Origin of the sequence: Gluconacetobacter diazotrophicus PA1 5 (assembly GCF_000021325.1) — a bacterium.
Lineage (GTDB): Bacteria > Pseudomonadota > Alphaproteobacteria > Acetobacterales > Acetobacteraceae > Gluconacetobacter > Gluconacetobacter diazotrophicus.
In genome coordinates this window covers 2,868,106-2,891,190 of record NC_011365.1, presented here as the reverse complement: position 1 = coordinate 2,891,190, position 23,085 = coordinate 2,868,106, and the positions used below count along the sequence as shown (strand labels likewise).

General features: G+C 65.3%; 22 protein-coding genes. 3 read left to right on the top strand and 19 right to left on the bottom strand.

Going from position 1 to position 23,085, the window contains the following annotated elements; genetic code table 11:
* Positions 1-6: 6 nt before the first annotated feature.
* The 9 genes from GDIA_RS13220 to GDIA_RS13180 form a co-directional block, all read right to left on the bottom strand.
* The gene (locus tag GDIA_RS13220; RefSeq protein ID WP_012228476.1) at positions 7-1,254 is read right to left on the bottom strand and encodes an MSMEG_0569 family flavin-dependent oxidoreductase; all 1,248 of its coding nucleotides are present in this window, start codon (positions 1,252-1,254) and stop codon (positions 7-9) included.
* On the bottom strand, positions 1,251-1,556 hold the full coding sequence (locus tag GDIA_RS13215; RefSeq protein WP_012554464.1) for an MSMEG_0570 family nitrogen starvation response protein: 306 nt from the start codon (positions 1,554-1,556) through the stop codon (positions 1,251-1,253). Before GDIA_RS13215 ends, GDIA_RS13220 begins: the two co-directional genes overlap by 4 nt.
* The gene (locus GDIA_RS13210) at positions 1,549-2,724 is read right to left on the bottom strand and encodes an MSMEG_0565 family glycosyltransferase (protein WP_012228473.1); all 1,176 of its coding nucleotides are present in this window, start codon (positions 2,722-2,724) and stop codon (positions 1,549-1,551) included. The genes GDIA_RS13215 and GDIA_RS13210 overlap by 8 nt, the downstream gene beginning before the upstream one ends.
* Entirely contained in the window at positions 2,721-3,707 is a 987-nt protein-coding gene (locus GDIA_RS13205) for a sll0787 family AIR synthase-like protein (RefSeq protein ID WP_012228471.1), read from the bottom strand. Before GDIA_RS13205 ends, GDIA_RS13210 begins: the two co-directional genes overlap by 4 nt.
* A complete protein-coding gene (locus GDIA_RS13200; RefSeq protein WP_012554463.1) occupies positions 3,707-4,297 on the bottom strand; it encodes an MSMEG_0567/Sll0786 family nitrogen starvation N-acetyltransferase in 591 nt (196 codons plus the stop codon). The genes GDIA_RS13205 and GDIA_RS13200 overlap by 1 nt, the downstream gene beginning before the upstream one ends.
* On the bottom strand, positions 4,294-5,409 hold the full coding sequence (locus tag GDIA_RS13195) for an MSMEG_0568 family radical SAM protein (protein ID WP_012554462.1): 1,116 nt from the start codon (positions 5,407-5,409) through the stop codon (positions 4,294-4,296). Before GDIA_RS13195 ends, GDIA_RS13200 begins: the two co-directional genes overlap by 4 nt.
* Complete coding sequence (locus GDIA_RS13190; RefSeq protein ID WP_012554461.1) at positions 5,406-6,365, bottom strand: Nit6803 family nitrilase; 960 nt, start codon at positions 6,363-6,365, stop codon at positions 5,406-5,408. The genes GDIA_RS13195 and GDIA_RS13190 overlap by 4 nt, the downstream gene beginning before the upstream one ends.
* Before the next feature lie 105 nt (positions 6,366-6,470).
* Positions 6,471-6,953: an MSMEG_0572/Sll0783 family nitrogen starvation response protein gene (locus tag GDIA_RS13185; protein WP_012228465.1), complete on the bottom strand. Its 483-nt coding sequence runs from the start codon at positions 6,951-6,953 to the stop codon at positions 6,471-6,473.
* A gap of 250 nt (positions 6,954-7,203) precedes the next feature.
* Positions 7,204-8,607 (bottom strand): aminotransferase-like domain-containing protein, encoded by a 1,404-nt coding sequence (locus tag GDIA_RS13180; protein WP_012554460.1) that lies wholly within the window; start codon positions 8,605-8,607, stop codon positions 7,204-7,206.
* 556 nt (positions 8,608-9,163) lie between these two features.
* On the opposite strand from GDIA_RS13180, the gene GDIA_RS13175 reads away from it, so the two are divergent.
* Positions 9,164-10,519: a PIN domain-containing protein gene (locus tag GDIA_RS13175; RefSeq protein WP_157864193.1), complete on the top strand. Its 1,356-nt coding sequence runs from the start codon at positions 9,164-9,166 to the stop codon at positions 10,517-10,519.
* A gap of 104 nt (positions 10,520-10,623) precedes the next feature.
* Positions 10,624-11,283 carry a hypothetical protein gene (locus tag GDIA_RS13170; RefSeq protein WP_012554458.1) on the top strand — a complete coding sequence of 220 codons (660 nt, stop codon included), beginning with the start codon at positions 10,624-10,626 and terminating at the stop codon, positions 11,281-11,283.
* 17 nt (positions 11,284-11,300) lie between these two features.
* Here GDIA_RS13170 and GDIA_RS18715 read toward each other — a convergent pair whose 3' ends face one another.
* The 3 genes from GDIA_RS18715 to GDIA_RS13155 all read right to left on the bottom strand — a co-directional run bounded on the left by GDIA_RS18715 (position 11,301) and on the right by GDIA_RS13155 (position 15,307).
* Entirely contained in the window at positions 11,301-12,269 is a 969-nt protein-coding gene (locus GDIA_RS18715) for an abortive infection family protein (protein ID WP_012554457.1), read from the bottom strand.
* Positions 12,270-12,519: 250 nt separating this feature from the next.
* Complete coding sequence (locus tag GDIA_RS13160) at positions 12,520-14,250, bottom strand: glycoside hydrolase family 32 protein (protein ID WP_012554456.1); 1,731 nt, start codon at positions 14,248-14,250, stop codon at positions 12,520-12,522.
* Positions 14,251-14,287: 37 nt separating this feature from the next.
* Positions 14,288-15,307 (bottom strand): LacI family DNA-binding transcriptional regulator, encoded by a 1,020-nt coding sequence (locus GDIA_RS13155; RefSeq protein WP_012554455.1) that lies wholly within the window; start codon positions 15,305-15,307, stop codon positions 14,288-14,290.
* A gap of 221 nt (positions 15,308-15,528) precedes the next feature.
* On the opposite strand from GDIA_RS13155, the gene GDIA_RS13150 reads away from it, so the two are divergent.
* Positions 15,529-16,317, top strand: coding sequence for an SDR family NAD(P)-dependent oxidoreductase (locus GDIA_RS13150; protein WP_012554454.1), 789 nt, complete (start codon positions 15,529-15,531; stop codon positions 16,315-16,317).
* Positions 16,318-16,360: 43 nt separating this feature from the next.
* Here the strand turns inward: GDIA_RS13150 and GDIA_RS13145 are convergent, their stop codons facing one another.
* From GDIA_RS13145 to GDIA_RS13115, 7 genes are all read right to left on the bottom strand, one after another.
* A complete protein-coding gene (locus GDIA_RS13145) occupies positions 16,361-16,909 on the bottom strand; it encodes a VOC family protein (protein ID WP_012554453.1) in 549 nt (182 codons plus the stop codon).
* Between the two features lie 40 nt (positions 16,910-16,949).
* On the bottom strand, positions 16,950-17,945 hold the full coding sequence (locus GDIA_RS13140; RefSeq protein ID WP_012554452.1) for a Gfo/Idh/MocA family protein: 996 nt from the start codon (positions 17,943-17,945) through the stop codon (positions 16,950-16,952).
* A 72-nt stretch (positions 17,946-18,017) separates the two neighbouring features.
* Entirely contained in the window at positions 18,018-18,329 is a 312-nt protein-coding gene (locus GDIA_RS13135; protein ID WP_012228443.1) for a putative quinol monooxygenase, read from the bottom strand.
* A gap of 35 nt (positions 18,330-18,364) precedes the next feature.
* Positions 18,365-19,372: an autoinducer 2 ABC transporter substrate-binding protein gene (locus GDIA_RS13130; protein WP_012554451.1), complete on the bottom strand. Its 1,008-nt coding sequence runs from the start codon at positions 19,370-19,372 to the stop codon at positions 18,365-18,367.
* Between the two features lie 59 nt (positions 19,373-19,431).
* Complete coding sequence (locus GDIA_RS13125; RefSeq protein ID WP_012554450.1) at positions 19,432-20,436, bottom strand: ABC transporter permease; 1,005 nt, start codon at positions 20,434-20,436, stop codon at positions 19,432-19,434.
* Positions 20,436-21,446: an ABC transporter permease gene (locus tag GDIA_RS13120; RefSeq protein WP_012554449.1), complete on the bottom strand. Its 1,011-nt coding sequence runs from the start codon at positions 21,444-21,446 to the stop codon at positions 20,436-20,438. The genes GDIA_RS13125 and GDIA_RS13120 overlap by 1 nt, the downstream gene beginning before the upstream one ends.
* Positions 21,439-23,007, bottom strand: a complete 1,569-nt coding sequence (locus tag GDIA_RS13115) for a sugar ABC transporter ATP-binding protein (protein WP_012554448.1) — start codon at positions 23,005-23,007, stop codon at positions 21,439-21,441. The genes GDIA_RS13120 and GDIA_RS13115 overlap by 8 nt, the downstream gene beginning before the upstream one ends.
* Positions 23,008-23,085 lie beyond the last annotated feature (78 nt).

Genomic DNA, 23,085 nt, shown 5'->3' with positions numbered 1-23,085 from the left:
CTCCGCTCAGGCGACGGGAATGTCTTTGCCGGTGATCTGCCCGGCCAGCCACGCCGCATCGCGCGAGATGCCCGAGAACCGCCCGGACCCCCAGGTGTGCAGCCACGGCAGGCCGAGGAAATAGAATCCGGCCTGCCCGGTCACGCCCCGGTTCCACACCGGCTTGTTGGCGCCGTTGAAGACGGGAACGTCGATCCAGCGATAATCGGGGCGGAACCCGATGCACCAGACGATGGAGGTGATGCCGGCCGCCTTCAGGTCCAGCGGCGCGTTCTCCCCGTCCGGTTCCCACACCGGCACGTAAGGCGCTTCCACGGGGGCACTGATCCCCTCGCGCGCGATATAGGCGTCGATGGACGCCTTGATGTCGGCATTGGTCCGGTCCGCATCGTCCAGATTGTCCTTCAGGTCCGGCTGGAACAGCGCCACCTCGTCGCGGATCGTCCGCAGCGTGCCGTGCAGGCCGACGCCCTGCTTCGCGAACAGGCGCAGGTCCAGGTCGTGCCCCCCATGGCGGCCGGTGACGTAATGGTTGGTCTTGTCGCGCGCGCCGTCGCGCAGCGGATGATCGTCCACCGTCAGGTCATAGAATTTCATGTCCGCCAGCCAGTCCACGACATCGCGGCCGCGATAGAAGCGCGAGACCCGGGGCGCGGACCCCACGCACAGATGCACCTTGCGGCCTTCCAGATGCAGGTCCTCGACGATCTGCGCCCCCGACTGGCCACTGCCCACGACCAGGACCGCCCCCTCGGGAAGCTGCGCGGCGCTCCGGTAAGCCTGCGAATGTACCTGCATGATCGACGAATCGATGGCGCCGGCGTAACCGGGAATCACCGCATCATGATACGCCCCCGACGCGATGACGACATGCCGCGCATGCCACGCCTCGCCCCCGGCGACGACGCGATACCCCCCGCCCTCATGCCGCGTGACGGAGGTCACGCGAGTATGCTCGCGCAGGGGCGGGGTGAAGGAATCCGTGAAACCCTTCACGTACGCGATGATCTCGTCCTTCACCATGAAGCCGTGCGGGTCGGTCCCGGCATAGGGATGGCCGGGCAGCGCACACTGCCAGTTCGGCGTCACCAGGCAGAAATTGTCCCAGCGCTCGTCATCCCAGGAATGGCAGGCCGTCCGGGCCTCGAACACCACATGCCCGACCTGTTCGCGGCAGAGGTACCAGCTCAGCGACAGGCCGGCCTGCCCGCCGCCGATGATGATGACGGGAATGGTCTTTTCGCTCTGTGTCATAGGGTTTTTCCGTCTGGCGATTCAAGGGAGAGGACGCGGACACGCGCGTCCGGCCGGTCGAGGAAGCCGGCGCAGATCTGGCGGATGGTGCGAAGCTGCCCCGCCGCGCGGCTGCACGGAAAGCCGTAGCGGGCCCGCACGCGCTCGCTAGCCTCCGTCAGGGCGACACCGGCCCTGTCCATGAAATCCGCGACCGGATAATCCGTCCCGGGGGTGAAGTGATCGCGCACGACCAGCGAGGGCGAATAGCAGTCGCTTTCCGCACCATCCGGCCAGCGGACGCGAAAGATCATTTCAGGCATGGTCACGATACTCCCGTTTCGGCCCAGGCGGCGTGGTGACGTGTGGCAGGGCGGCCAGGCGCCGGTAGGCGGCCATGTGCCGCGCCGCGACGCCGCGCCAGTCGAAGCGCCGCGCCGTCGCCGGGCCGCCGGCGCGAAAGCGCGCGCGGGCGCCGAGGGCGTCCCGCAACGCGGCGACGAGGGTTTCGGGCCGGTCCGGCGCGCACCACAGCACCTCGGGCCCGTGCAGATGTTCGGTAAAGGGCGCGGCATCCGGCACGATGACCGGCGTGCCGCAGGCCAGGGCCTCCAGCGGGCACAGGCCGAACCCCTCGGTCCGGGACGGATAGGCCAGCACCAGCGCCTGCCGGTAGAAGGACGGCATGTCCCCGTCCGCCACCGGTCCGGTCACCGTCACCGCCCCGGCGCAGCCGCTGTCCCGCACCCGCCGGTCGAACAGCCGGCGATACTCCGAATGGTCCAGCAGCGACGCGCCCCCGGCGACGACCAGGTGCAGGTCCGGCCGCTCCCGGCGCAGGGCCAGGAAGGCGTCCAGCAGCATCAGCGTGTTCTTGCGGCGCTCGATGCCGCCCACCGACAGGACCAGCCCCCCCTCCGGCGGCAGGCGATAGCGGGCGCGCAGCGTGCCGTCGCACGGGCCCGGTTCCGGCGAGAACCGCACCGCATCGACCCCATTGCCCACGACCGGGGCCATGCGCCCGTATTCGTCGGCCAGGATGCCCTGCCACAGCGTGCTGACGGTGAACAGGGCGGTCGCCGCCGTGACGCCGCGCGCCTGCCGCGCCGCCAGCCCGGGATGGGAGAAATGATCCAGGTGATGCACCGTGCGGGCAAAGCCGCGCAGCCCGCCCTCCCGCACCAGGTCCGCCAGGGCGTTGGCGCCGATGGGGTCCTGCGCATGCAGCACGTCATGGGGCGCCCCGCGCAGGGCCTCGCGCAGTTCGCCGATCCGCCGTTCGACCTGAACGGGCAGGTCCCGCTCCGGCCGGACCGGAATGCAGCGCACGGCGCAGCGCGGCGCGCGGAAGAACCCCGCCCCGGTCGCATCCGGCGCGATCAGCGTCGCGTCGTGGCCGGCGTCGCACAGTGCCTCGGCCAGCGCCATGCCGTGCACCACCCCGCCGCGCGGGTTGGTCGAATGGGTCACGATGCCGATCGACAGGCTCATGGCCCGCATCCCATCAGCGGCGCCTGCGCCAGGTCCCAGAACGTTTCGCGGTCGCCGCCCGAAACGACATCCAGCCGCCGCGTGCCGTCGCAGCATCCGATGACGGCGGCCGCGATGCCCCGCCCCCGGAAGCGCGCCAGGATGGCGTCCGCATCCCCGGGCCGCGCCGTCAGCAGGAAGCCATAGCTGGGAAAGGCCCGCAACCAGCGTTCCAGGGGCGCGCCCTCGGGGCGGGGAACATCGTCCAGCGTGACCGTCATCCCGATGCCGGAGCATTCGGCCAGCATCAGGGCGGTCCCCAGCAGGCCCGCCATGCTGATATCCTTGGCCGCCCGGCTCAGCCCCTCCTCCGCGATGGCGGGCAGCAGGTCGAGGTCGGCGCGCAGCCGCGCGGCGCTGGCCGTCCCGCACAGCGCGGAACTGGCGTCCCAGAACGGATGCGGGTCGTGCCAGCGCCCCCGCAGGTCGATGGCCGCGATGACGGCCTCGCCCGGCCGGGCGTCGAAGCTGGTCAGCAGGCGCCGCGCCCGGCCCAGGATCGCCACCGACAGGGAGTTATGGAGGCTGCCCATGCTGGTATGGCCGCCGACGACCGGCACGCCATAGGTGCGCGCGCCGTCCCGCAGGCCCCGCAGGATGGGGGCGGCGGCCTCCGCCCCCTCGCTCCACAGCGCATCCACCACGGCCACGGGGCGCCCCCCCATCGCGGCGATGTCGCTGACATTCACCATGACGCCGCAATACCCCGCGAACCACGGCATGGCGCCGACGAACCCGTCCTGGAACCCCTCGCCGGCCAACAGCAGGTACCCGTCCCCGTCCGGGATGGCCGCGCAATCGTCGCCCAGCCGGATGGCGTCCCCGCCATCATATCCCAGCGCCGCACCCCCCAGCGCCGCAACCGTGGCGGCGATGTCCCGCTTGGCCGACAGTGCACCACCGTCGCGCAGGTCCCGCAGCAGGGCGGCCAGCGGGCCCGTCATCACGCCGCCTGCCGGGTACGGGGCTGTGAATTCCGGGGCTGCGGGCGCAGCAGCCATGTCTGCTCGCGCCCGGTGGCCGGATAGCGCGACAGGTCGGCCTCCATGTCATGGTGCGCCAGGCCATGCAGCGTGATCTCGCCCAGACTTTTCCAGTACAGGCGGCGGAAGAACGGCACGTTCTGTTCCTGCACCTGCGCCAGGAAGCGGCTCGCGCCCAGCCCGTGGGCGGTACACACGGCCATGCGGATCAGTTCCGCCCCGATCCGCCCCAGCCTGCGGTGGTCGGCATGGACGGCCAGCCGCGACCCGCGCCACAGCCCGGGCTCGGCCTCGTGAATGCGCACGGCGCCCACGATGCGGTCCGGCATGCCCGCCACGCAGCACGCGGCGACGATGGGAATGGCCGACGCGTCGATCCCATCCCGGTCGTCCTGTGCGAAGATCCCCTGTTCCACGCAGAAGACATCCCGCCGCAGCGCATGATGGCCCGTGACCTCCCACGGCGTGCGCGCCAGGCGCACGACATATTCCATGGGCACGAACGGACGCGGGTCCAGCCCGTCCAGCATCATGCTTCCCTCCGCCATCATGCCGCAGCCTCGTAGGCCGAGAGCGAGGAACACGCCCCGCACCGCCCGCACCCGGCGCGGATGTCGCTGGATGTCATCCCCGCCGTGCGCAGCATCTTGCCCAGCGGCGTGAAGAGCGACGCCATGAACTCCGCCGAAGGCGGCGCATGGTCTTCCAGCGGGGTGCCCGAAATAGGTACGAACGGCACCACGAAGGGATAGACGCCCAGCGCGATCAGCCGCCCGGCCAGCGCCAGGATCTCCTCGGCGGTATCGCCCAGCCCGGCCAGGATATAGGTGTTGACCTGCCCCCGCCCGAAGACGGGAACCGCGCTGGCGAAGGCGTCCATGTAGCGATCGACGCTGACGGTGGCCTTGCCGGGCATGATCCGCTCGCGCACGCGCTGCGTCGCGGCTTCCAGATGCATGCCCAGGGTATCGGCCCCCGCATCGCGCAGGCGCTGGAACCAGTCATGGTCGCGCGGCGGCTCGCACTGGACCTGAAGCGGCAGGTCGACCGCCGCCTTGATGGCGCGGGCCGACTCCGCCAGCACAGCGGCGCCGCGATCGACGATATTCGGCGTTCCCGTGGTCAGGACCATGTCGCGGACCTGGTCCAGGTCCACCGCCGCCTTCGCGACCTCGGCAAGCTGCTGCGGCGTCTTGTAGGCGATCGTACGGCCCGCCTCCAGCGACTGGCCGATGGCGCAGAACTGGCAGGACGTGCGCCGGTCGGCATAGCGGATGCAGGTCTGGTGCACGGTGGTGGCCAGCGTGTCGCGCCCATGCAGCAGCGCGATCTTCCAGTAGGGCACGCCGTCCGCCGTCGTCAGGCCGTAGAAACGCGGCGGCGCGGGAAAGCGGATGGTTCCGACCGGCCGGCCGTCCCGCACCAGCACGTGGGACCCGTCGGCGCCCGGCGGCCCGGCCTGGAACGGCGACCGCCGCGCACCCGCCGTATAGACCGGGACCATCACGGTCTGGCCCGCGATGGTGACCGTCCTGTGGTCCGACGGACCGGCCCCGCCCTTGCGGGCAATCCCGCCGACCTGCCCGTCGACCTGCAGGCCGAAGGATTGCAGGTCGGTGACAAGCTGGCGCCCCGCCAGCGTGCCGGATGCCGGAACGGTCATGGCGCACCTCCTTCGCACGCCGCGTCGTCCACATAATGGACGGTGCGGGCCGGACGCCGGTCCAGCAGCAGGCTCAGCAGTTCGGGGCGCGCGTAATGGCCGACCGAATCCATCATCCGCTTGCGCTTGGTGATCAGCGCGAAATCCAGGTCGGCAATGACCATGCCCTCGCCGTCCGTGACCGGCTTGCCCAGCAGCCGCCCCTCGGGCGAGACGATGGCGGTGAAGCACCCGCCCCGCAGCGGCCCCTCCAGCGCCGGGTCGCCCGCGACCTCCCGGACCTGCCCGTCGTCCAGCCAGCCCGTCGCGTTGACGACGAAACAGCCCGATTCCAGCGCGTGATGCCGGATCGTGACCTCCATCTGGTCCGCGAAGACCTGCCCGACCAGCGAGCCCGGGAACTGCGCGCAATGGATCTCCTCGTGCTGCGCCATCAGGGCATAGCGGGCCAGCGGATTGTAGTGCTCCCAGCACGCCAGCGCGCCGATGCGCCCGGCGGCGCTGTCCACCACCGTCAGCCCCGACCCGTCGCCCTGCCCCCACACCATCCGCTCGTGATAGGTCGGGGTGATCTTCCGGCGCTTGAGCACGATCTCGCCCGTGGCGTCGAAGATGACCTGCGCGTTGTACAGCGTGCCGTGGTCGCGCTCGTTCACCCCCAGCACGACGACCATGCCGGTCTCGCGCGCGGCCTCGGCCACCATGTCGGTGACGGGGCCGGGAACGCTCACCGCCCGCTCATACAGCGCCAGATGCTCCGCACCGAAGCGGAACGCCGGCTGGATGAACGAGAAATAGGGATAATACGGCACGAAGGTTTCGGGAAACACCGCCAGCTTCACGCCCTTTTCGGCGGCCTCGCGGATGGTCCGGCAGACTTTCCGGGCGGTTCCCAGTCCATCGTCACCCAGCACGGGGCTGATCTGGACGGCGGCGGCGCGAACGATACGTGACATGCTGGCGGTCCTTCCCGTTCCAGTTCCAGTCAGAGCCTGTGTGAAAATGTGGGCTGGTGAGCGAGAGCGGCCCGAAGGCCGCGCCCGGCGTGTTCAAACAGGATCTCAGAGCGTCCAGGTATCGAGGATGAACGCGTTGTCGCGGCGATGCAGCAGCACCAGGTCCAGCACATCCTGCGGATTGATGGGCGTGATCCCCGGAATCAGCGACTGCTCGCCATGGCCGTACAGCGCCTGCAGCGCGAACCGGCAGGCATAGACCTTTCCGCCCTCTTCAAGGATTTTCGCAATCTGCTTGTTCCCGTTCATATGCCCCGGAAACGCCTCGTCCCCCAGGCGCGGAAAGCCGCGCTGCACGCCCAGCGTGACACCGGGCCCGTACAGCAGGACGGACGTCTCGAACCCCTTGCGGATCAGGCGTGTCGCCTGAAGCAGATTCACGAATCCGATGGACCCCTCGAAGGCGACGGTATGAAAGGTAACCAGCGCCTTTTCACCCGGATTGGCTTTGACGTCCTCGAACACCTTGTTCTCGTAATCGACGAAGCAATCGCCATCCTTGTGGGGGGCCTGTTCGACTTTCGGCATGATGGATCTCCCGTATGCAACGAGAGACGTGGTGGCACGGGACCGGGACGGGCGCCAAATCTTGTATGGCCATCACACTCCATACAATAGATACAATACCCCTGACCTGCCGCATGAGAATGAAGTCAAATCCATACAATCCGCATCACAAGGGAAACAATCCCCGAACGACGGAATAACCCGTTGCTTTAAGACGGTTTACTTATCACGCTTTCGTGAAGAACCTCAGGGACTGTCTGCAAGGCCGGCCTCAGACAATATCCGCGAATCCCGGCGACCGCTTGTGCTGAAGCACGGACACGACCCCGCGCAGCGATTCCTCCAGGCTTCCGGCGTCGGCGGCGCTTCCCAGCGCGATCCGCACCCGCTGCGGCGGGTCCCCGCTGATGGTGAAGACGGTGCTGGGCACCAGCGCCAGCCCCCGGCGGCGGGCATAGGCCACGAAATCCGCGCTGCCCCACCAGTCCGGCAGTTTCAGCCACACATGCGGGCCCTCGGGGTTCATGCAGTGCCCCTCGCCCAGCACCGTGCGGGCGATCGCCTGGCGCAGGCGCAGTTCCCGCCTGATGGCGTCCAGGATCTGCCCCGCCTGCCCGGTCTGCATCCAGCGGGCCGTCAGCGCGCCCAGCAGCCCGGCATTGGTCAGCGCGATGGCGCGGATCGCCGCCGTGACGCGGCGGGTCATGTCCGCGTTGGGCAGGCAGACATAGGCGGTGCGCAGGCCGGGGCTCAGGGTCTTGGCCAGGGTCGCGACGTAGCTGACGCGGGCATGGTCCAGCGCCGCCAGCGCCGGCGGCGCGCCGTCCATCAGCAGGCTGTACGGGTCGTCCTCCACCACATGCAAATGGTGGCGTTGCGCCACGGTCAGGATATCCCGGCGGCGCTGCAGCGACATGGTCGCGGTGGTGGGATTGTGGATGGTGGGAATGCAATAGAGCAAGCGGGGATGATGCTGCGCGCAGGCGCGGTCCAGCAGGTCGGGCAGCATCCCCTCGCCGTCGCTGTCCACCCCCGCCAGGATCAGGCCGAACTGGGCGGCGATGGTGCGGATGCCGGGATAGGCGATGCGGTCGGTCACGATCACGTCGCCCGGCTGGGCCAGCGTGCTGACGATGGCGGCCAGCGCAGTCTGCGCCCCGGGCGAGACCAGGATTTCATCCACCCGGCGCGGCCCGACCGCGGGCGCGATCCATTTCGCGCCAAGCTGGCGCTCCTCCATGGTGCCGCCGGTCACCCGATAGGACATCAGGCTGTTCAAATCCTGCTGCTTCAGGATCGCCGCGATATCGGCCTGGATCATCCGCTGCAGCGGCGGGTCCTGCGGAACGGGCGGCAGGTTCATGGTCAGGTCCACCACCGCCGGCCCGGTATGCCGCCAGTGGCTCTCGCCCGCCCCCACCCGCACGAACGTCCCCCGCCCGACCGTAGCATCGACCAGCCCCCGCCGCCGCGCCTCGGTAAACGCCCGGGTCACGGTCGTCAGGTTGGTCCCCAGAAAATCGGCAATGACCCGCTGCGGCGGCAGCCGATCCCCCTCCCGCAGATCCCCCCGCCGTATCGACAGCGCCAGCGCATCGACCAGCGTCAGATAGATCGCCCCCGCACTATGGTCGATCTGCTCCTTCCAGTGAGCAAGGTAAGGCTTGTCGAGCATAAGGCCGGCCGATATCCATGAGGGAACGAGGATTGTTTACGCCGCCCTCCGTACAATACATACAATCCAGCCACAACATTGCATGACCCGTCCCTGCATCCCGGACGACAACACCCTTAGGAAAGACAAGACCTTACAGGGGCCCCGATACCAGATCACATCACCAGACACGGGCGGACCTCCCCCAAACGGCGATTATATCGTCGCGAACATAACGGATTCACGCCCGACTCTGCCATTAGACGGGCAGACGATCCCGTGAGCGGACATCGGTCTGCATTCGTCGAATGGCTAAGTTAACCGGGAGAGCGGAAGGTCTGCATCAGGAGGTCGGGGTGAGATAATGGGTATTTCCACGGTCAACTTACCTTGGCAGTTGAGCGCCAAAGTCTACGTGAAGGCAATTTTAGCAGGAGCCTAAAAGCTGTCGATCATTCAGGTAGAGAGGCGGCGCCTGTTCACGTCCCGCGCACAACACTCAAAGACGTCAAACCGATCCCAACTGCTGGTTGCGCTAGGCCGAAGCACCTGCCATTCTTCCACAATGACGAATCTTTTGGCGACCGTCGACTATAACCACGTCGTGGTCATTGACTCGCAGGTTGTCTTGGAGGCCAAGCCGCTCGACCAATTACCGTGGGGCGACTTATTCTCAGGCGCTGTACTGCTACTCATCACCCGTCAGGTGCAGACCGAAATTGACCGTAAGAAAAGTGACGGTCGGCTCGGCAAACGTGCCCGTGCGTTTAACAAGTTGGTAGACAACTTTATCGAGACGCGCATTCCGGCGCAAGTGTTGACGACGCCGAGAGTTGACGTGGCAACGGTTGCAAACCGGCGGATCGATTGGGACGCGCTGAGTGATCTCGATCATGAAGACGGCGACGACAGGATCGTCGCGCAGGCCCTAAGTGCACTCGTCGACGATCCGAGCAAGTTGGTACTGTTAAGTCATGACATGCGACCACGCGATGCAGCCCACACGCACGGTCTGCGCGCGAAGAAGCTGCCGGAGGCATGGCTGAGAGAGCCGGAGCCATCTCCCGACCAGCGCCGGATTAACGAGCTTGAGGGGAAGATCAGGCTCCTCAGCATTAGCCAGCCTCAGCTCCTCGTAAGGCTGGAGGTCGCTACCCCGGAACCTTGGCAGTACCGCGAAGTGGCCGAGGCCAGATACGAGCAGATCCATACGGTCCTCGAGCGAAAACTGGCGGGCACTCCGCAACAGCGAAGAGGCGGTCGATTCGACGTCGGGATCGGGGCGTTCATTTTTCCATATGACAGAGAAATGGAAGCGTGGGAGGCGGCAATGCATGAGGACATTCCGCTTATGCATACAGGGCTAACGAAGCTGTTTGCGCAGCATCGCGTTCTTGTTACGGTGGAAAACGAGGGCACGGTCTCTGCCGAGAACCTGTCTTTGGAGATCCGCTCGGGTAACACGGTCCTGCACTCACGACCCTATTCGGTACTGGTGGCAGGGCCACGAGCGCCGCATACCTCCATACTTCACGATGGGCACTTGGCGGTGATTCCGCATAGCCTAGTACCACGCCCGCGCAAACCCTTTAGGTTCTACTGGGATGAGCGCGGTCCTGGCAATCACCTGATACTTTCATGCGCGTCGTTTCGACAGGAAAAGAAGCACAGTGTTGAGGTGTCTGTCGAGCTGTTGGCGGGATCAGTGCCAAAGGCGCAGATCGAAGCGATAGTGACCGCGTCCAACATGAAGGGAGATGCGCGCGGTCAGTTGCTTATCGACGTCAGGCATGTCGCGGTGCCGTTTGGAGATGCGTACGACGTCGATAGGGCAACGCTCAAGATGCTGCCGCCGTTCGTCCTTCCCGACCAGCACGAAGCCGACGATTGCACTTGGTTTCGCAACGGTGGGTCGGAGCATAAGCGAATTTGATCGATCATGAAGCGGCGCGAAACGAGCGTTCAGGTGAAGGGATTCAGGCTGGGACGACCAGCCATTTTTGAGCGGTCCAAATCGCGGTAAAGGTGATTGGCAATATGACGAATGAGGGCAATCAGAAATTTGGACGCCTGAAGGCCATCTTTGATGAAGACGGGGCGAAGATACGCGAACAATTTATTTATGCAGGCTTGCTGCTCACCATATTTGAGCGCTTCAAGACCTACGTGATCGACCGTGTCGATGAATTTTTTTCTACGCACGTGGAAGTAAGAAATGGTTCATTAAAATATATACGCGGATCTGAATTTAAGAATTTTATAAAAAAGTACGGGAGCGGGCTGCCAGGTCAACATAACAATCAGGTGTTTCGCACGGCGCTTCATTGGATCCAGAGTCTTAATGCAATTAGTAAAGATGATCTGGTTGAGATAGAACGCTTATATAGCTTAAGAAATGAAGTTGGTCACGAAATGCTTCTGATTTTGGCGGATGATAACAAGAAGCCAATTACATTCTACGATGTTCTTTTAACCTACAGCGTTTATGTTAGGATTGTTCGTTGGTGGTGGAAAGAGATCGAATGTGCGACCGATCCTGACATGACTCAGGAAAAACATGACAGTATTGATTGGGACAATATCGAATCAACCGACACAATGATTCTTCGAGAAATTTTAAATAAATCCCTAAGCGACAATCCTATCTGGCAGAATCTTCAGACGATGGGCCAAGAGGCAGCAGAGAGCCAGTCGTAATAGCCTTTATTCAGAAGCTAAAACGGCAAATCGTCATCGTGCATGACAGCGGCCGAGATTGAACTGGGCGTTACGGTCGGAGCGGTTGTTGGTTGTGGATTCGGCCGCATCTGGTAAAGAAATACGCCGAGTGTTGTGGCCATGCCGACAGCGAGTCTCGCTATCTCAACCGGCGGAAGTTTGACATCCGGATGCTCTCCGTGGCCGGTTCCGAGCTTGCCACGCAGCTCTGCGAGACCTTGGGTGATTGTTGATAGCCCCGATAGAACTTTTTTTAGGCTGAGGTCGGTATCTTTGGTGATAGACAAATTCAGCTGGTCGCGCGCCAATTTGATCAGAGTGGGCATAGGTTCTGTTCCGGTCAGCGTAATACCTTGATCACGCAATATTCCCTTGGCGATGGATTCCAGGAACTCCTTTGCTGATCCAATCGCTAGTGCCGGGTCTGCCGCAACTGAATTCTTCATTCTGTCCACTTGCCGACGCACATGAGATGATGACATTTCGTCTGCAATGCGGGCCGCTTCTTCAATATACCCTCCGTGTTCCGCAACCGTCGCCACGCCCGCAAAAATGCGCTTCCCGGACACTTCCTCGATCGCCACTAGGGAAAAGCCATCGCGGCCGATGACTGAATTGACGATGTCGACAAGGCGATCGACGTCTTGCTGATCGGGACGAACACGGGGGTGTACCATGAAAGCCAAAAATTCGAGAAGTTTCTGGTCGGGGCATCCACCCAGATTCAGACGGTCATCATCATATACCCATTCCGGTCCGCCCCAGTCGTGAAAATTTTCACGATGCAGCATTACGTCATTAAGCATAGTCTTAACCCTGCCGTCATGGCTGGGAAGCGTGGAAATCTTAAATATTCGGTCTAAGAACGCACTCTCCGCCATTCGGCCTGCCCAGTTAACGCTTTCCAAGGAGAGACGATCGAATAGGTCTCGACGAGTATATTCGCTGATCTGGTTTCCAAGCATGGGCAAAGCTTAGACGCTTGGTATTCTGCTATCAATTCTCTTATGAGGTGGCTGGCTGAAAAGATGAGCCCGATATACCCCGTCCGCCCTGCCCCCCGGGTCAGTCGGCGGCAGGCCTTCATCCGGTTCGACAGGGGGCCGTCACCCCACCGAGGGACCGGCAGGTCCCTCTTCTATTCACGGAGCAGGATGTCCCGAAAGCCGATCTTCTTCCCGCCCTCTGACGATGCGCGCCCACCCGCTCAGACACTTACACCGCCGTTTCGCGGTCCATCGCCTTTTGCAGCGGATACAGGGCGAGCTTTTCGACCGTGGCGGCGGCGCCGCTGGCTTCCAGGCGCAGGACATCGAGCGGGGCGACGGGGTAGATCAGAGCCGTGCCGACCGACAGGCCGCCATTGGCGAAGATTTCCAGCGTGCAGGCATCCAGCACGATCCGGACCTCGAAATGCCGGTCGTCCGGGTTCAGCACGGTCGAGAACTCGCCGGTGAAGAATGGCTGCTTGAAACCCCGGAGGTCGTTGCGGTCCAGCCAGATCTGGCCGGAAAACGCGTCGAACCCGATGGTCAGGGATTCGCCCTGCTCGTTGCCGAAGACGATGACGAAGCGGCCGGTGCGGCCCTTGTCGCCCAGCGGCAGGCCGTGCGGACGCTCGTCGACGGTGACGCTCATCGCCAGGTCCAGCGCCGTGCCGGGCGGCAGCGCGACCTGGGTGCTGGACCCGGCGGCCAGGCGCGTGACGGGGAAGGGAATGGCCGGCCCGCGCAGGGCCTCCAGCCCGCGCGGGGCCTGCGCCAGCCGGAGCCAGCCGGCGAAATCGCGCCGCAGCGTCATCGTCCGGGGCAGGGTCATCGTGCCGCGCCAGCTTTGCGTCGGCAGTTCCTGGCAATACTGCCAGTTGCCGAACCAGGCGATCGACACCGCCTGGCCGTCCGGCATGCCGCTATAGACCTGCAGCGCGTAGGCGTCCTTGGCGAAGTCGGTCAGGCCGATCACCGTGTCGTCCGGAATGAAGCGCGTGCCGTCGAACGTGCCCACGAAATACTGGGTGATGCTGCCGCCGGTCGGGCCGCCCGGATTGACCGAAACGAACAGCACCCACCGCGTGCCGCCGCCCTCCAGCGGGATTTCGATCAGGTTCGGACATTCGTAATCGACCCCGAACAGGCCGGAAGGGCCGAAATCGCTGAGATGCACCCAGTGGATCAGGTCGATGGAGGCGTAGAACGCGATCTGGTGCAGGCGTGATTTGGCGATGACCATGACCCACTGGTTCGTGGGCTTATGAAACAGCACCTGCGGGTCGCGGAAGGAATTGCTGCCGATATCCAGGATCGGATTATGGGCGTATTCGGTAAAGGTCTGGCCGTTGTCGCGGCTGGTGGCCAGGTACTGCGCCTGCCTTTGCGGGGTGGCGCGGGTGTAGATCGCGACCATGCCGCCCCCGGTCCTGCCGTCCGGGCCGGGCTCGAACAGGCCCGAGGCATTCGCCGTGTCCATGACCGCGCAGCCGGTATAGGCCTCGCCGTCCTTCGTTTCGGGAATGGCGACGGGCTGGTCCTGCCAGTGCAGCATGTCGCTGCTGGTCGCATGGCCCCAATGCACGCGCCCCGCATAGGGGGCGAACGGATCGTACTGGTAATACAGATGATAGCGCGTGCCGTCGAAGATCAGGCCGTTGGGATCGTTCATGAACCCGCTGGTCGGCGAGAAATGGATCGTCGGGCGGTAGAAGATATCGCTTTGCGTCTTCACGACCGGGCGCGAGACCACGCCCGGCTGGTCGGCAGGCGAGGGATGCGAGGCATTGGGTTCGGCCTTGCGCTGCCGGTCCGGCGCCTGGGGCGGCGTGGGCGCGGCGGGGGCCGATGGCGCGGGCGTGTCGGCGCGTGCGCCGCCGCCCATTCCGGCGGCCCCCAGGGCCATGAGCGAGGAAAGCGCGCCACGGCGGCTCAGGCGGGAAAATCGATCGTCCGTCATGCCGTCCAGTGTAGAAAGCTCCGGCGCGTCGGGCCAGTCAATCGTCGCAGCGCACACCCCGGCCGCGCTCGCCGTCGGCCCCTGCATCACTCCCCGTCGAGGCCCGCTCCACCAGGGTTGCCGGAATCACGACGTGCTCCCCCGTGCGTCCGGGGGTCTCCAGCGCCTGCGTCAGCAGTTGCACCGCGTGCCGGGCCATGAGGTCGACATCCTGGACGAAGCTGGTCAGGCCGTAGCTGCTCCATGACGCCATATCGATGTTATCGAAGCCGGCCACCAGCAGGTCCTCGGGCACGCGCAGCCCGAAATGCCGCCGCGCGGTATCCATCACCCCGAGCGCCAGCAGGTCGTTCGCGCAGAAGATCGCATCGCATGCATTGCGCCCGCCCAGCAGGGCATGCGCCGCCGCGACCCCGCCCTCATACCGGAAATCGCCCGGTGCCGTGCGCGGCGCGCCCAGCCCCAGCCCGCGCAGCGCCCTGCGGTATCCCCGTTCCCGGTCGTCGCTCGCCGGACTGCCCTTCGGCCCCTGGACGAAGCCGGGGCGCCGGGCGCCACGCCGCGCGAACAGGGCCGCGATGTCCCGCCCCGCCGCCAGCCCGTCGGTCGAAATCGTCGAGATCAGGCCGCCCCGCACCGGGGTATTGAACGACACCACGGGAAGCCCCAGCCGGTCCAGCGCCTCGGCCGTCGCGGCGGACATGACCGCCAGCGGGCTGACGATCGCATCGACCCGGTAGCTGGCAAGGCGCGGCAGCGCGATGTCCAGCATATGGCCGCTTTCGGCATGCACCAGCAGGGTCTGCAATCCCGCATCCTCCAGCCTGACCGACAAGGTGTCGATGATCCCGGCATAGAGCGGGTTGTACAGTCCCCCCACCACGACCGCGACCAGGTTCGACCGTTCGGTCAGCATGATCCGGGGGATCAGGCTGGGCCGATATTCCAGTTCGGCCGCCGCCGCCATGATCCGGCTGCGCATCTCGGGCGAGACGTAACCGCCCTTCTTGTAGGCACGGGACACCGCGGATTGCGACACGCCGGCCAGGCGTGCCACATCGGTCGAGGACGCATAGCGTTTTCCGTTCTTCAGCTCAGCCTCCCGACGACGCGCGCGCTGGTTCGTATTCTATAGAGTCCAGTAAAATAAAGGAAATACCGCGCGAAAGACCTTGACTTCCATCCTGGTGTGACTAGCTATTCACGTGCAGGTCCGCGGCCCCGACCGTCCCGGCCGCCGACCGCGAAGCGTTCAAGAAGAAACGATAGGAAAAACAGATGGACCTGGAACTCCGTGGCAAGACCGCGATCATAACCGGCGCCAGCGTCGGCATCGGCGCGGCGGTTGCCGCCGGCCTGGCCGCAGAAGGCTGCAACCTGCTGCTGGTCGCACGCAAGGTCGAACGGCTGGAAGCCGAGGCTAAACGCATCGAGGGCGAATACGGCACGAAGGTTTCGATCGTCTGCGCCGATGTCGGCACGCCCGCCGGCACCGACGCCATCATCGCGCAGGCCGAAAGCCTGGGCGGGGTGGACATCCTGATCAACAATGCCGGCGCCGGATCGAACGAGACGATCATGGAGGCCCCCGATGAAAAATGGCAGATGTACTGGGACCTGCACGTCATGGCCGCCGTCAGGCTGGCGCGCGGCATCGTTCCCATGATGAAGAAGCGCGGCGGCGGCGTCGTGCTGCATAATGCCTCGATCTGCGCGGCGCAGCCGCTGTGGTACGAGCCCATCTACAATGTCACCAAGGCCGCGCTGATGATGTTCAGCAAGACGCTGGCCACCGAGGTCGTGCGCGACAATATCCGCGTCAACTGCATCAATCCGGGCCTGATCCTGACCCCGGACTGGATCAAGACCGCCAAGGAACTGACCGCCGACAAGGGCGGCGACTGGCAGGCCTACCTGCAATCGGTCGCCGATGAGCACGCCCCGATCGGACGCTTCGCAACCCCCGAGGAACTGGCCAACTTCTTCGTCTTCCTGTGTTCGGACAAGGCCAGCTACAGCGTCGGATCGGCCTATTTCGTCGATGGCGGCATGCTGAAGACACTCTGAACGCCCCGCCCCGCCCTTCGCGGGCGGGGCGACGGTCCCCGAATCACGCCGTTTCCGCCTCGGGCGGGAAGACGGTGAAAATGCCGGGCGGCAGGTCCAGGTCCGGGCAGTTGCCAAGCTCGTACACGAAATCCAGCCTGGGCCCGGTATCCAGATAATGATGGAAATCCGCGAAGAAATAGCCACTTTGCGTGACCGGAACCTGCTTGTCGCGATAGGACTGCAACACCGATGAAATCGCCTCGGTGCTGATCTGTTCCTTGATGTGGTGCAGCCCCTCCCCCTTCTCGGCCAGGAAGGCCGCGTAGATGTTGGATCCATAGACGGGCTGGATGATTTCGATCTCCATGTCGCCCACCCAGGAAATACCGATCAGGAACTTGAACGGCTCGTCCACCGGCACGCCGCCGACGTGGAAATTCTGCACCGTCTGTTCGGTAAAGGCCGCGACGCGCCAGGGGCCCACGCCCAATATCTCGATCCAGTGCCGCATGCTGCGTTCCAGGTCGTGCGTCACGAACGCGATCTGGAAGATCTTGCGTTTCTGATTGAACGCCCGCAGCGCCTCGTTATTCATCTCGGCGTAATCCATATCGACATCCCTCCGAGCCGGGACCCGGCGCATGATCGTGTCAGGGCATGACCGGCTCGGCCTTGCCCGTCTCCGCGGAACGGCGCGCGGCGAGTGCTACGGCCAGCGACACCAGGCCGTCCGCGCCCGTGGCCGCCGGCCGTCCCTGCCCCGCGATCGCGGCATGAAAGGCCCGCACGCCGCGCTGGTAATAATCCTCCTGCTCCAGCGGCAGGGTTTCCTCGCCCGCTTCGGTCCGCAGGGTGACCGTGCCGCCGGGCGTCTGTGACATGCAGTCCTGCGCGATCACCGACCCGGCGGTGCCGTGCACCTCGAACGACGTGCGCAGGAACGGCGTCGTGAAGCTTTCATAGATCTGGGCGATCAGCCCGCTGCCGAACGCAATGGTGCTCATGGCCGCGTCCTCGATCCCGGGCTGCGCCAGCCCGCCATTCTGCGCCAGCGTCATGGCGGTGCGCGGTTCGTCGTCCAGCGCGAAGCGCAGCAGGTCGGAATCATGCACGGTCAGGTCCAGGATCGCACCGGCGCCGGCCGATACGTCCTTCAGCCGCCAGCCATGCAGATGCGCCGGCAGCGCGCCGCCATGCACGATCCGCGCGGCAAGCGGGCGCCCGATCCGGCCCCCGGCCACGACGTCGCGGATCGCCCGGTGCGTGGCCGCGTTGCGCAGATGGTGGTTGGTGGCCATGACGACGCCGGCGGCCTCGCAGGCTGCGACCATCTCGACCGCGTCCTGGTAGCGTGTCGCCAGCGGCTTTTCGCACAGGACATGCCTGCCCGCCCGCGCCGCCGCCAGGCATTCCGCATGATGACGGTCGTTGGTCGTGGAAATATAGACCGCATCGACGTTTTGCAGAAGCGTGTCGAGGTCGGTCGTCGAATCCGGAATGTCGAATTCGCGGGCATAGCGCCGGCCGCGCTCGGCGTCGGTGCTGTAGACGGACGTGATGGTGCCGCCGGCATCACGAATGGCGCGGATCATCCATTCCCGGCCGATGATGGTCGCACCGATCAAACCCCAGCGCATTGCAGTCATGACGTGATCCTCTCAGGGGATTTTCCAGGGGCCACCCGGACCGGCGGGCGCCGGTCCGGACGTGGCGGGCGATCAGGGCGCGTCGTGATCGCTCAGCATTTCAAAGAACTTCAGGTCCGCGTCCTTCGTCAGGAATTCCTTGTGCCGTCCGAACCATTCCTGCTGGTACGGCAGCTTCAGGTGACGGTCCAGGTCGGCGCGGCTGGTCCAGTTCTCGTAGAAATAAAAGACGTTCGGGTCCTCCGCGCTGACATGGAAATGGTAATCGATGCAGCCCGGTTCGGACCGCGACGGTTCGACGAAGCTTTCCAGAAGCTCTACCAGTTCGGCGCGCTTCTCGGGGCGCGCATTCAGCGTGGCGGTCAGGGTACAGGTCGGTCGCATGGGTATTCCCTTTTCTGCTTGTTGGCCGGTTCCGATCAGAATCCGGCGGCTTCTATGTTGTCCTTCGTGAATATCAGCGGTTTTCCGTAATCTATTTCTCCGTCCTCTCCCACCTTGTAGGTGCCGGCCGTGCCGGCGACGAAGCTGGTTCCCGGTTTCAGGTCCAGCTTACCGGCAAGCCTGAGATGCGTGACATAGGTCGCGAGGTACCCAAGCTCTTCCGGATTCCACAACGCGAAGGCCTTTTCCGAACCGTCCTGCAGATAGTTCTTTATGGCGGACGGCAGGGCGAAGCCTGTCGCGAAAACCTTGCCGGCGTGGCCGCTGGCGTCGATCGCCCGGGCCGCCGCGGGCGCGCTGACCGCCGACGACGAAATGATGACCTTCAGGTTGGGGTGCGCCTGCATCAGGTTGATCGCGACGTCATAGCTCTTGGCGTCGTCGTCCTGCGCATATTGCCGATCCACGACCGTGAAGACCTTGTATTTCGGATCGGTCTGCGTCAGTTGCGTCATGATGCGCATATGCGCCACATGGTTGGGCGCGGTGGGCGAGGCCGAAATGAACGCGATCTCACCGCCCTGCGGCGCATCGATCAGCGCCGCGTCCAGCATCGTGCGCGCCGCCTGTTCGTAGGAAAGCTGGTTGACGAACATGTCGCGCGCCGGAAGGGCGGCGTCGGAATCGAAGGTCGTCACCACCACGCCACGCTTGCGCGCGCGTTTCAGGACCGGCGCCACCGCATTCAGGTCCACCGCCGACAGGATGACGCCATTGGGGCGCTGGGTCAGGAAATTTTCCAGCGTCTCCACCTGCAGGGACGCATCGGCCCGATCCGGCCCGGCGTAGACCAGCGTATCGCCCAGTTCCTTCGCGGCCCGGCGCGCGCCGTGCGCGGCGGCCTCGAAATACGGGAACCCGGTCCATTTCGGGGTCATCATCAGTCGAAAACCGCTGTCCTGCGCATGGACCGCCGAAACCGGACTCATTCCACTCAGCAGCACCGCGCCGATCAGGGCTGCACGTCGGGTTATGGCTGACACGATCGTTCTCCCGTCTTGTTGTTTATTGTTTGTTATTCGGGACTCTTCCGTCAGGGTCGTCAGGTTCCGGCGGCCTGCGCCTTTCCCCGCGCCGCCCCGGACCGCACCGCGTGATAGGCTCGCAGGGCGACGGGACGCAGCACGCCAAGCAGCAGCAGGGCGCCCAGGACGACCGTCTGGACCGGCCCCCCCACATTCGCAAGCCCCATTCCGTTGCGCAGCGTGCCCAGCAGCAGAAGGGCCAGCGTGACCCCCAGGACCGTCCCCCTGCCGCCATTGATGTCCACGCCGCCCAGGACGACGGCGGTGACGACGAACAGCACGCTGCCGTCGGCATTGTCCCCGCGCGCCGATCCGTACTGGCCGATCCAGACCAGCGCGGCCAGGCCGGCCAGGGCCCCGGCCATCGCGTAGGTGACGATCTTCAACCGCGTGACGTCGATACCGACGATCCGCGCGGCGTCGCTGTTCCGGCCCACCGCGAAGATGCGGCGTCCGAAGACCGTTCCATGGATCAGGAAGGCCATCACCACCGCCACGCCCAGGAACAGGACCAGCGAAACCGGGACGATCCCGAACACGTAGCCGGACCCCACGGACAGGTAGGCATCGTCGAAATCGGTATATCCGGTGTCCAGGCCGATAATATAGGCCAGGCCGCGATAGGCGCCCATCGTGCCCAGCGTGATCGCCAGCGACGGCAGCCCCATCCAGGACACCAGCACGCCGTTGACCGCGCCCAGCAGCGCGCAGACCGCCAGCACGACCGGCACCGCCAGCCAGGGCGACACCCCGGCGGCGGACAGGTGTCCCAGCAGCACCGCGCCGATGGCCAGGTTCGAGGCCAGCGAGATGTCGATCTCGCCCGTCAGGACGATCGGCAGCAGGCCGAAGGCCAGCAGCCCCGGAATGATGAACTGCCGCCCGGAATCCAGGATCTGGCCGATATCCAGGTAATAGGGCGAGAGATAGGCCGACCACGCCCCGGCCATCAGGATCAGCGCGACCAGGCACGCCTCCCAGGCGGTGGGGCGCCACCGCAACCAGCGATCCGCGCGTTTCATCAGGGCATCCTCGCAATACGTTGGGCGCGCAGCGCCAGGCGGACCTGGCGCGCCACGGCGCCATCGGCCGCGATGGCCAGCACGATGGCGCACCCCTGCACGAAGATGCGCCAGAATTCGGGAATATGCAGCAGCACCAGTCCATTATCGATCATGGACAGCAGGATGGCGCCCAGGGCCGCGCCGATGACGGACCCGGACCCGCCGGCGACGCTGATCCCCCCCAGCACGGCGGCGGCCAGCGAGGACAGTTCCCAGCCGGACGCCAGCACCACGGTCACGGTGCCCACCCGCGCGGCATAGAGCAGGCCGGCAAATCCGCACATCACGCCGCACAGGATGTAGGCGAACAGCACGACGCGTTCGGTGCGCAGGCCGCAGAACAGGCTGGCGGTGGCATTCGACCCCACGGCATAGATCCGCCGTCCCAGGGGAAGATGGCGCAGGAAGAACGCGGTCATCCCCACCACGATCGCGGACAGCAGCACCAGGGCCGGCACGCCGGCGATGCGCAAATCGACGAAGGCCAGCACCCAGTGCGGCAGGCGGCTGGCGGTCACTTCCTGCCCGTGGGCATAGATGTAGGTCACGCCACGATAAAGCGACATCGTGCCCAGCGTCGCGATCAGCGGCGAAATGCGGCCATACGCGACCAGCAGCCCGTTGATCGCCCCCAGCGCCCCGCCCAGCGTGACCGCGATCACGGGCAGCAGCAGCCCCGCCTGCGGATGGTGCGCCGCGAAATCCGCGGTCACATAGGCCGCGAACCCCATCATCGCGCCCACGGACACATCCAGGTTACGCGTGATCAGGACGATCCCCTGGGCGGCCGCCACGATCGCGAGGATGGCGGCATTGGAAATCACCACCTCGCCATTCTGCAGGGTGCCGAAATGCGGCGCGACGGCCGCGAAGACGGCCGCCAGCACCACCATGAAGGCCAGGACACCCGAAATACGCTGCTGAAGCAGGCGCGCGGCCAGCCCGCCGCGTCGTGCGATGCTAGCCATGCCCCGTCTCCGTGCTGTGCGTCGCCGCGCGCATGACGCCTTCCTGCGTGGCGTCCTCGCGCGCGATCTCGCTGACGATCCGCCCGGCCGCGACGACGAGGATCCGGTCGCTCATCGCCAGGATCTCGGGCAGGTCGGATGAAATCATCAGGATCGCCAGGCCGGACGCCGCCAGGTCGGCAATCATCTGGTGGATCTGCGCCTTGCTGCCGATATCGACGCCATGGGTCGGCTCGTCCAGGATCAGCACGGCGGGTTTCGTCGCCAGCCATCGCGCCAGCGCCACCTTCTGGCGGTTTCCGCCCGAAAGCTGCCCGACCGGCTTGTCGATGCCCCTGGTGCGAATATCGTAGGTGGCGACAGCCTCCGTCGCGACCTGCCGCTCGGCGGTGCGATTGCGCAGGCCGGCATGCCCCAGCCGCCCCGCTATGGGCAGGGTCACGTTGTCCGCCACGCTCTCGCTCATGATCAGGCCCTGCCCGTCGCGGTCTTCCGGCAGGTAGGCCAGGCCCAGCCCCAGCATCTGCGCCGGCGTGGACGGCGTGACGGCATGGCCGTCCAGCGTGACATGGCCGCTTTCGGCGGGCGTCATGCCGAACAGCGCCTGCGCGATTTCCGACCGCCCCGCCCCCACCAGCCCCGCCATGCCGACGATCTCCCCGGCATGGAGCGAGAACGACACGTCCCGGAAACTGCCCGGCAGGGTCAGGCCCTCGACACGAAGCAGTTCCCGCCCCCAGGATGCGGCGCGGCCATGGGACTGAAGCAGCGAAAGCTCCCGCCCCACCATCAGCTTGACCATCACCCCCCGTTCCATCTGGGACATCGGCCGCGTCGCGACATGCCGGCCGTCCCGCAGCACGGTCGCCTCGTCCGCCAGAGCCTCCACTTCCTCCAGCCGATGGGTGATCAGCAGGACGGATTTCCCCTGGCCGCGCAGGCGGCGGACGATATCGAACAGCCGTTCGGCCTCCGCCGGGGTCAGGGGCGAGGTCGGCTCGTCGAGGATCAGAAGCTGCACGTCGCCGGACAGCGCGCGGGCGATTTCGACAAATTGCAGTTCTGCCATGGACAGTGCGCCGACCAGCGCGCGCGGGTCCAGCGCCACCCCCAGGTTGCGGAACGCCTCCTCGGCCCGGCGGTACATCGCCGCGCGATCGACGGTTCCCCAGGCGGTACGCGGGTAGTTTCCGACGAACATGTTCTCGGCGACGTCCAGATGGGGAAACAGCTTCGGGTCCTGGTACACCGCCGTCACACCCTGCGCCCGTGCCTCCAGCGGCGTATGGAAGACGGCGGGCCGGCCCTTCACCAGGATTTCGCCCGCGTCCGGGCGGACCAGGCCGGTGATGATCTTGACCAGGGTCGATTTTCCGGCCCCGTTCTCGCCGACCAGCGCATGGACACGCCCCTGGCCGATATCGAAGCTGATATCGTTCAACACCCTGAGCGAGCCATAGGATTTGGAAATGCCGGAAATCCGCACCGCCGGTTCCGCGACCGCGCCGGGCGCAGCCGTACGACCGATCGCCAGATCCGGCAATCTTTGGTGGATGCTCATTTTTCGAGACTCGATATGCTATTGACTAGCTATTCATATTTGCAGGCAGGAACTCATATTTTTAATCCCGAGTCAAGA

Excerpts from the sequence above, each read along its gene's own strand:
- GDIA_RS13220 (WP_012228476.1), bottom strand. The coding sequence starts at position 1,254 with ATGACACAGAGCGAAAAGACCATTCCCGTCATCATCATCGGCGGCGGG.
- GDIA_RS13215 (WP_012554464.1), bottom strand. The coding sequence starts at position 1,556 with ATGCCTGAAATGATCTTTCGCGTCCGCTGGCCGGATGGTGCGGAAAGC.
- GDIA_RS13210 (WP_012228473.1), bottom strand. The coding sequence starts at position 2,724 with ATGAGCCTGTCGATCGGCATCGTGACCCATTCGACCAACCCGCGCGGC.
- GDIA_RS13205 (WP_012228471.1), bottom strand. The coding sequence starts at position 3,707 with ATGACGGGCCCGCTGGCCGCCCTGCTGCGGGACCTGCGCGACGGTGGT.
- GDIA_RS13200 (WP_012554463.1), bottom strand. The coding sequence starts at position 4,297 with ATGATGGCGGAGGGAAGCATGATGCTGGACGGGCTGGACCCGCGTCCG.
- GDIA_RS13195 (WP_012554462.1), bottom strand. The coding sequence starts at position 5,409 with ATGACCGTTCCGGCATCCGGCACGCTGGCGGGGCGCCAGCTTGTCACC.
- GDIA_RS13190 (WP_012554461.1), bottom strand. The coding sequence starts at position 6,365 with ATGTCACGTATCGTTCGCGCCGCCGCCGTCCAGATCAGCCCCGTGCTG.
- GDIA_RS13185 (WP_012228465.1), bottom strand. The coding sequence starts at position 6,953 with ATGCCGAAAGTCGAACAGGCCCCCCACAAGGATGGCGATTGCTTCGTC.
- GDIA_RS13180 (WP_012554460.1), bottom strand. The coding sequence starts at position 8,607 with ATGCTCGACAAGCCTTACCTTGCTCACTGGAAGGAGCAGATCGACCAT.
- GDIA_RS13170 (WP_012554458.1), top strand. The coding sequence starts at position 10,624 with ATGACGAATGAGGGCAATCAGAAATTTGGACGCCTGAAGGCCATCTTT.
- GDIA_RS18715 (WP_012554457.1), bottom strand. The coding sequence starts at position 12,269 with ATGCTTGGAAACCAGATCAGCGAATATACTCGTCGAGACCTATTCGAT.
- GDIA_RS13160 (WP_012554456.1), bottom strand. The coding sequence starts at position 14,250 with ATGACGGACGATCGATTTTCCCGCCTGAGCCGCCGTGGCGCGCTTTCC.
- GDIA_RS13150 (WP_012554454.1), top strand. The coding sequence starts at position 15,529 with ATGGACCTGGAACTCCGTGGCAAGACCGCGATCATAACCGGCGCCAGC.
- GDIA_RS13145 (WP_012554453.1), bottom strand. The coding sequence starts at position 16,909 with ATGGATTACGCCGAGATGAATAACGAGGCGCTGCGGGCGTTCAATCAG.
- GDIA_RS13140 (WP_012554452.1), bottom strand. The coding sequence starts at position 17,945 with ATGACTGCAATGCGCTGGGGTTTGATCGGTGCGACCATCATCGGCCGG.
- GDIA_RS13135 (WP_012228443.1), bottom strand. The coding sequence starts at position 18,329 with ATGCGACCGACCTGTACCCTGACCGCCACGCTGAATGCGCGCCCCGAG.
- GDIA_RS13125 (WP_012554450.1), bottom strand. The coding sequence starts at position 20,436 with ATGAAACGCGCGGATCGCTGGTTGCGGTGGCGCCCCACCGCCTGGGAG.
- GDIA_RS13120 (WP_012554449.1), bottom strand. The coding sequence starts at position 21,446 with ATGGCTAGCATCGCACGACGCGGCGGGCTGGCCGCGCGCCTGCTTCAG.
- GDIA_RS13115 (WP_012554448.1), bottom strand. The coding sequence starts at position 23,007 with ATGAGCATCCACCAAAGATTGCCGGATCTGGCGATCGGTCGTACGGCT.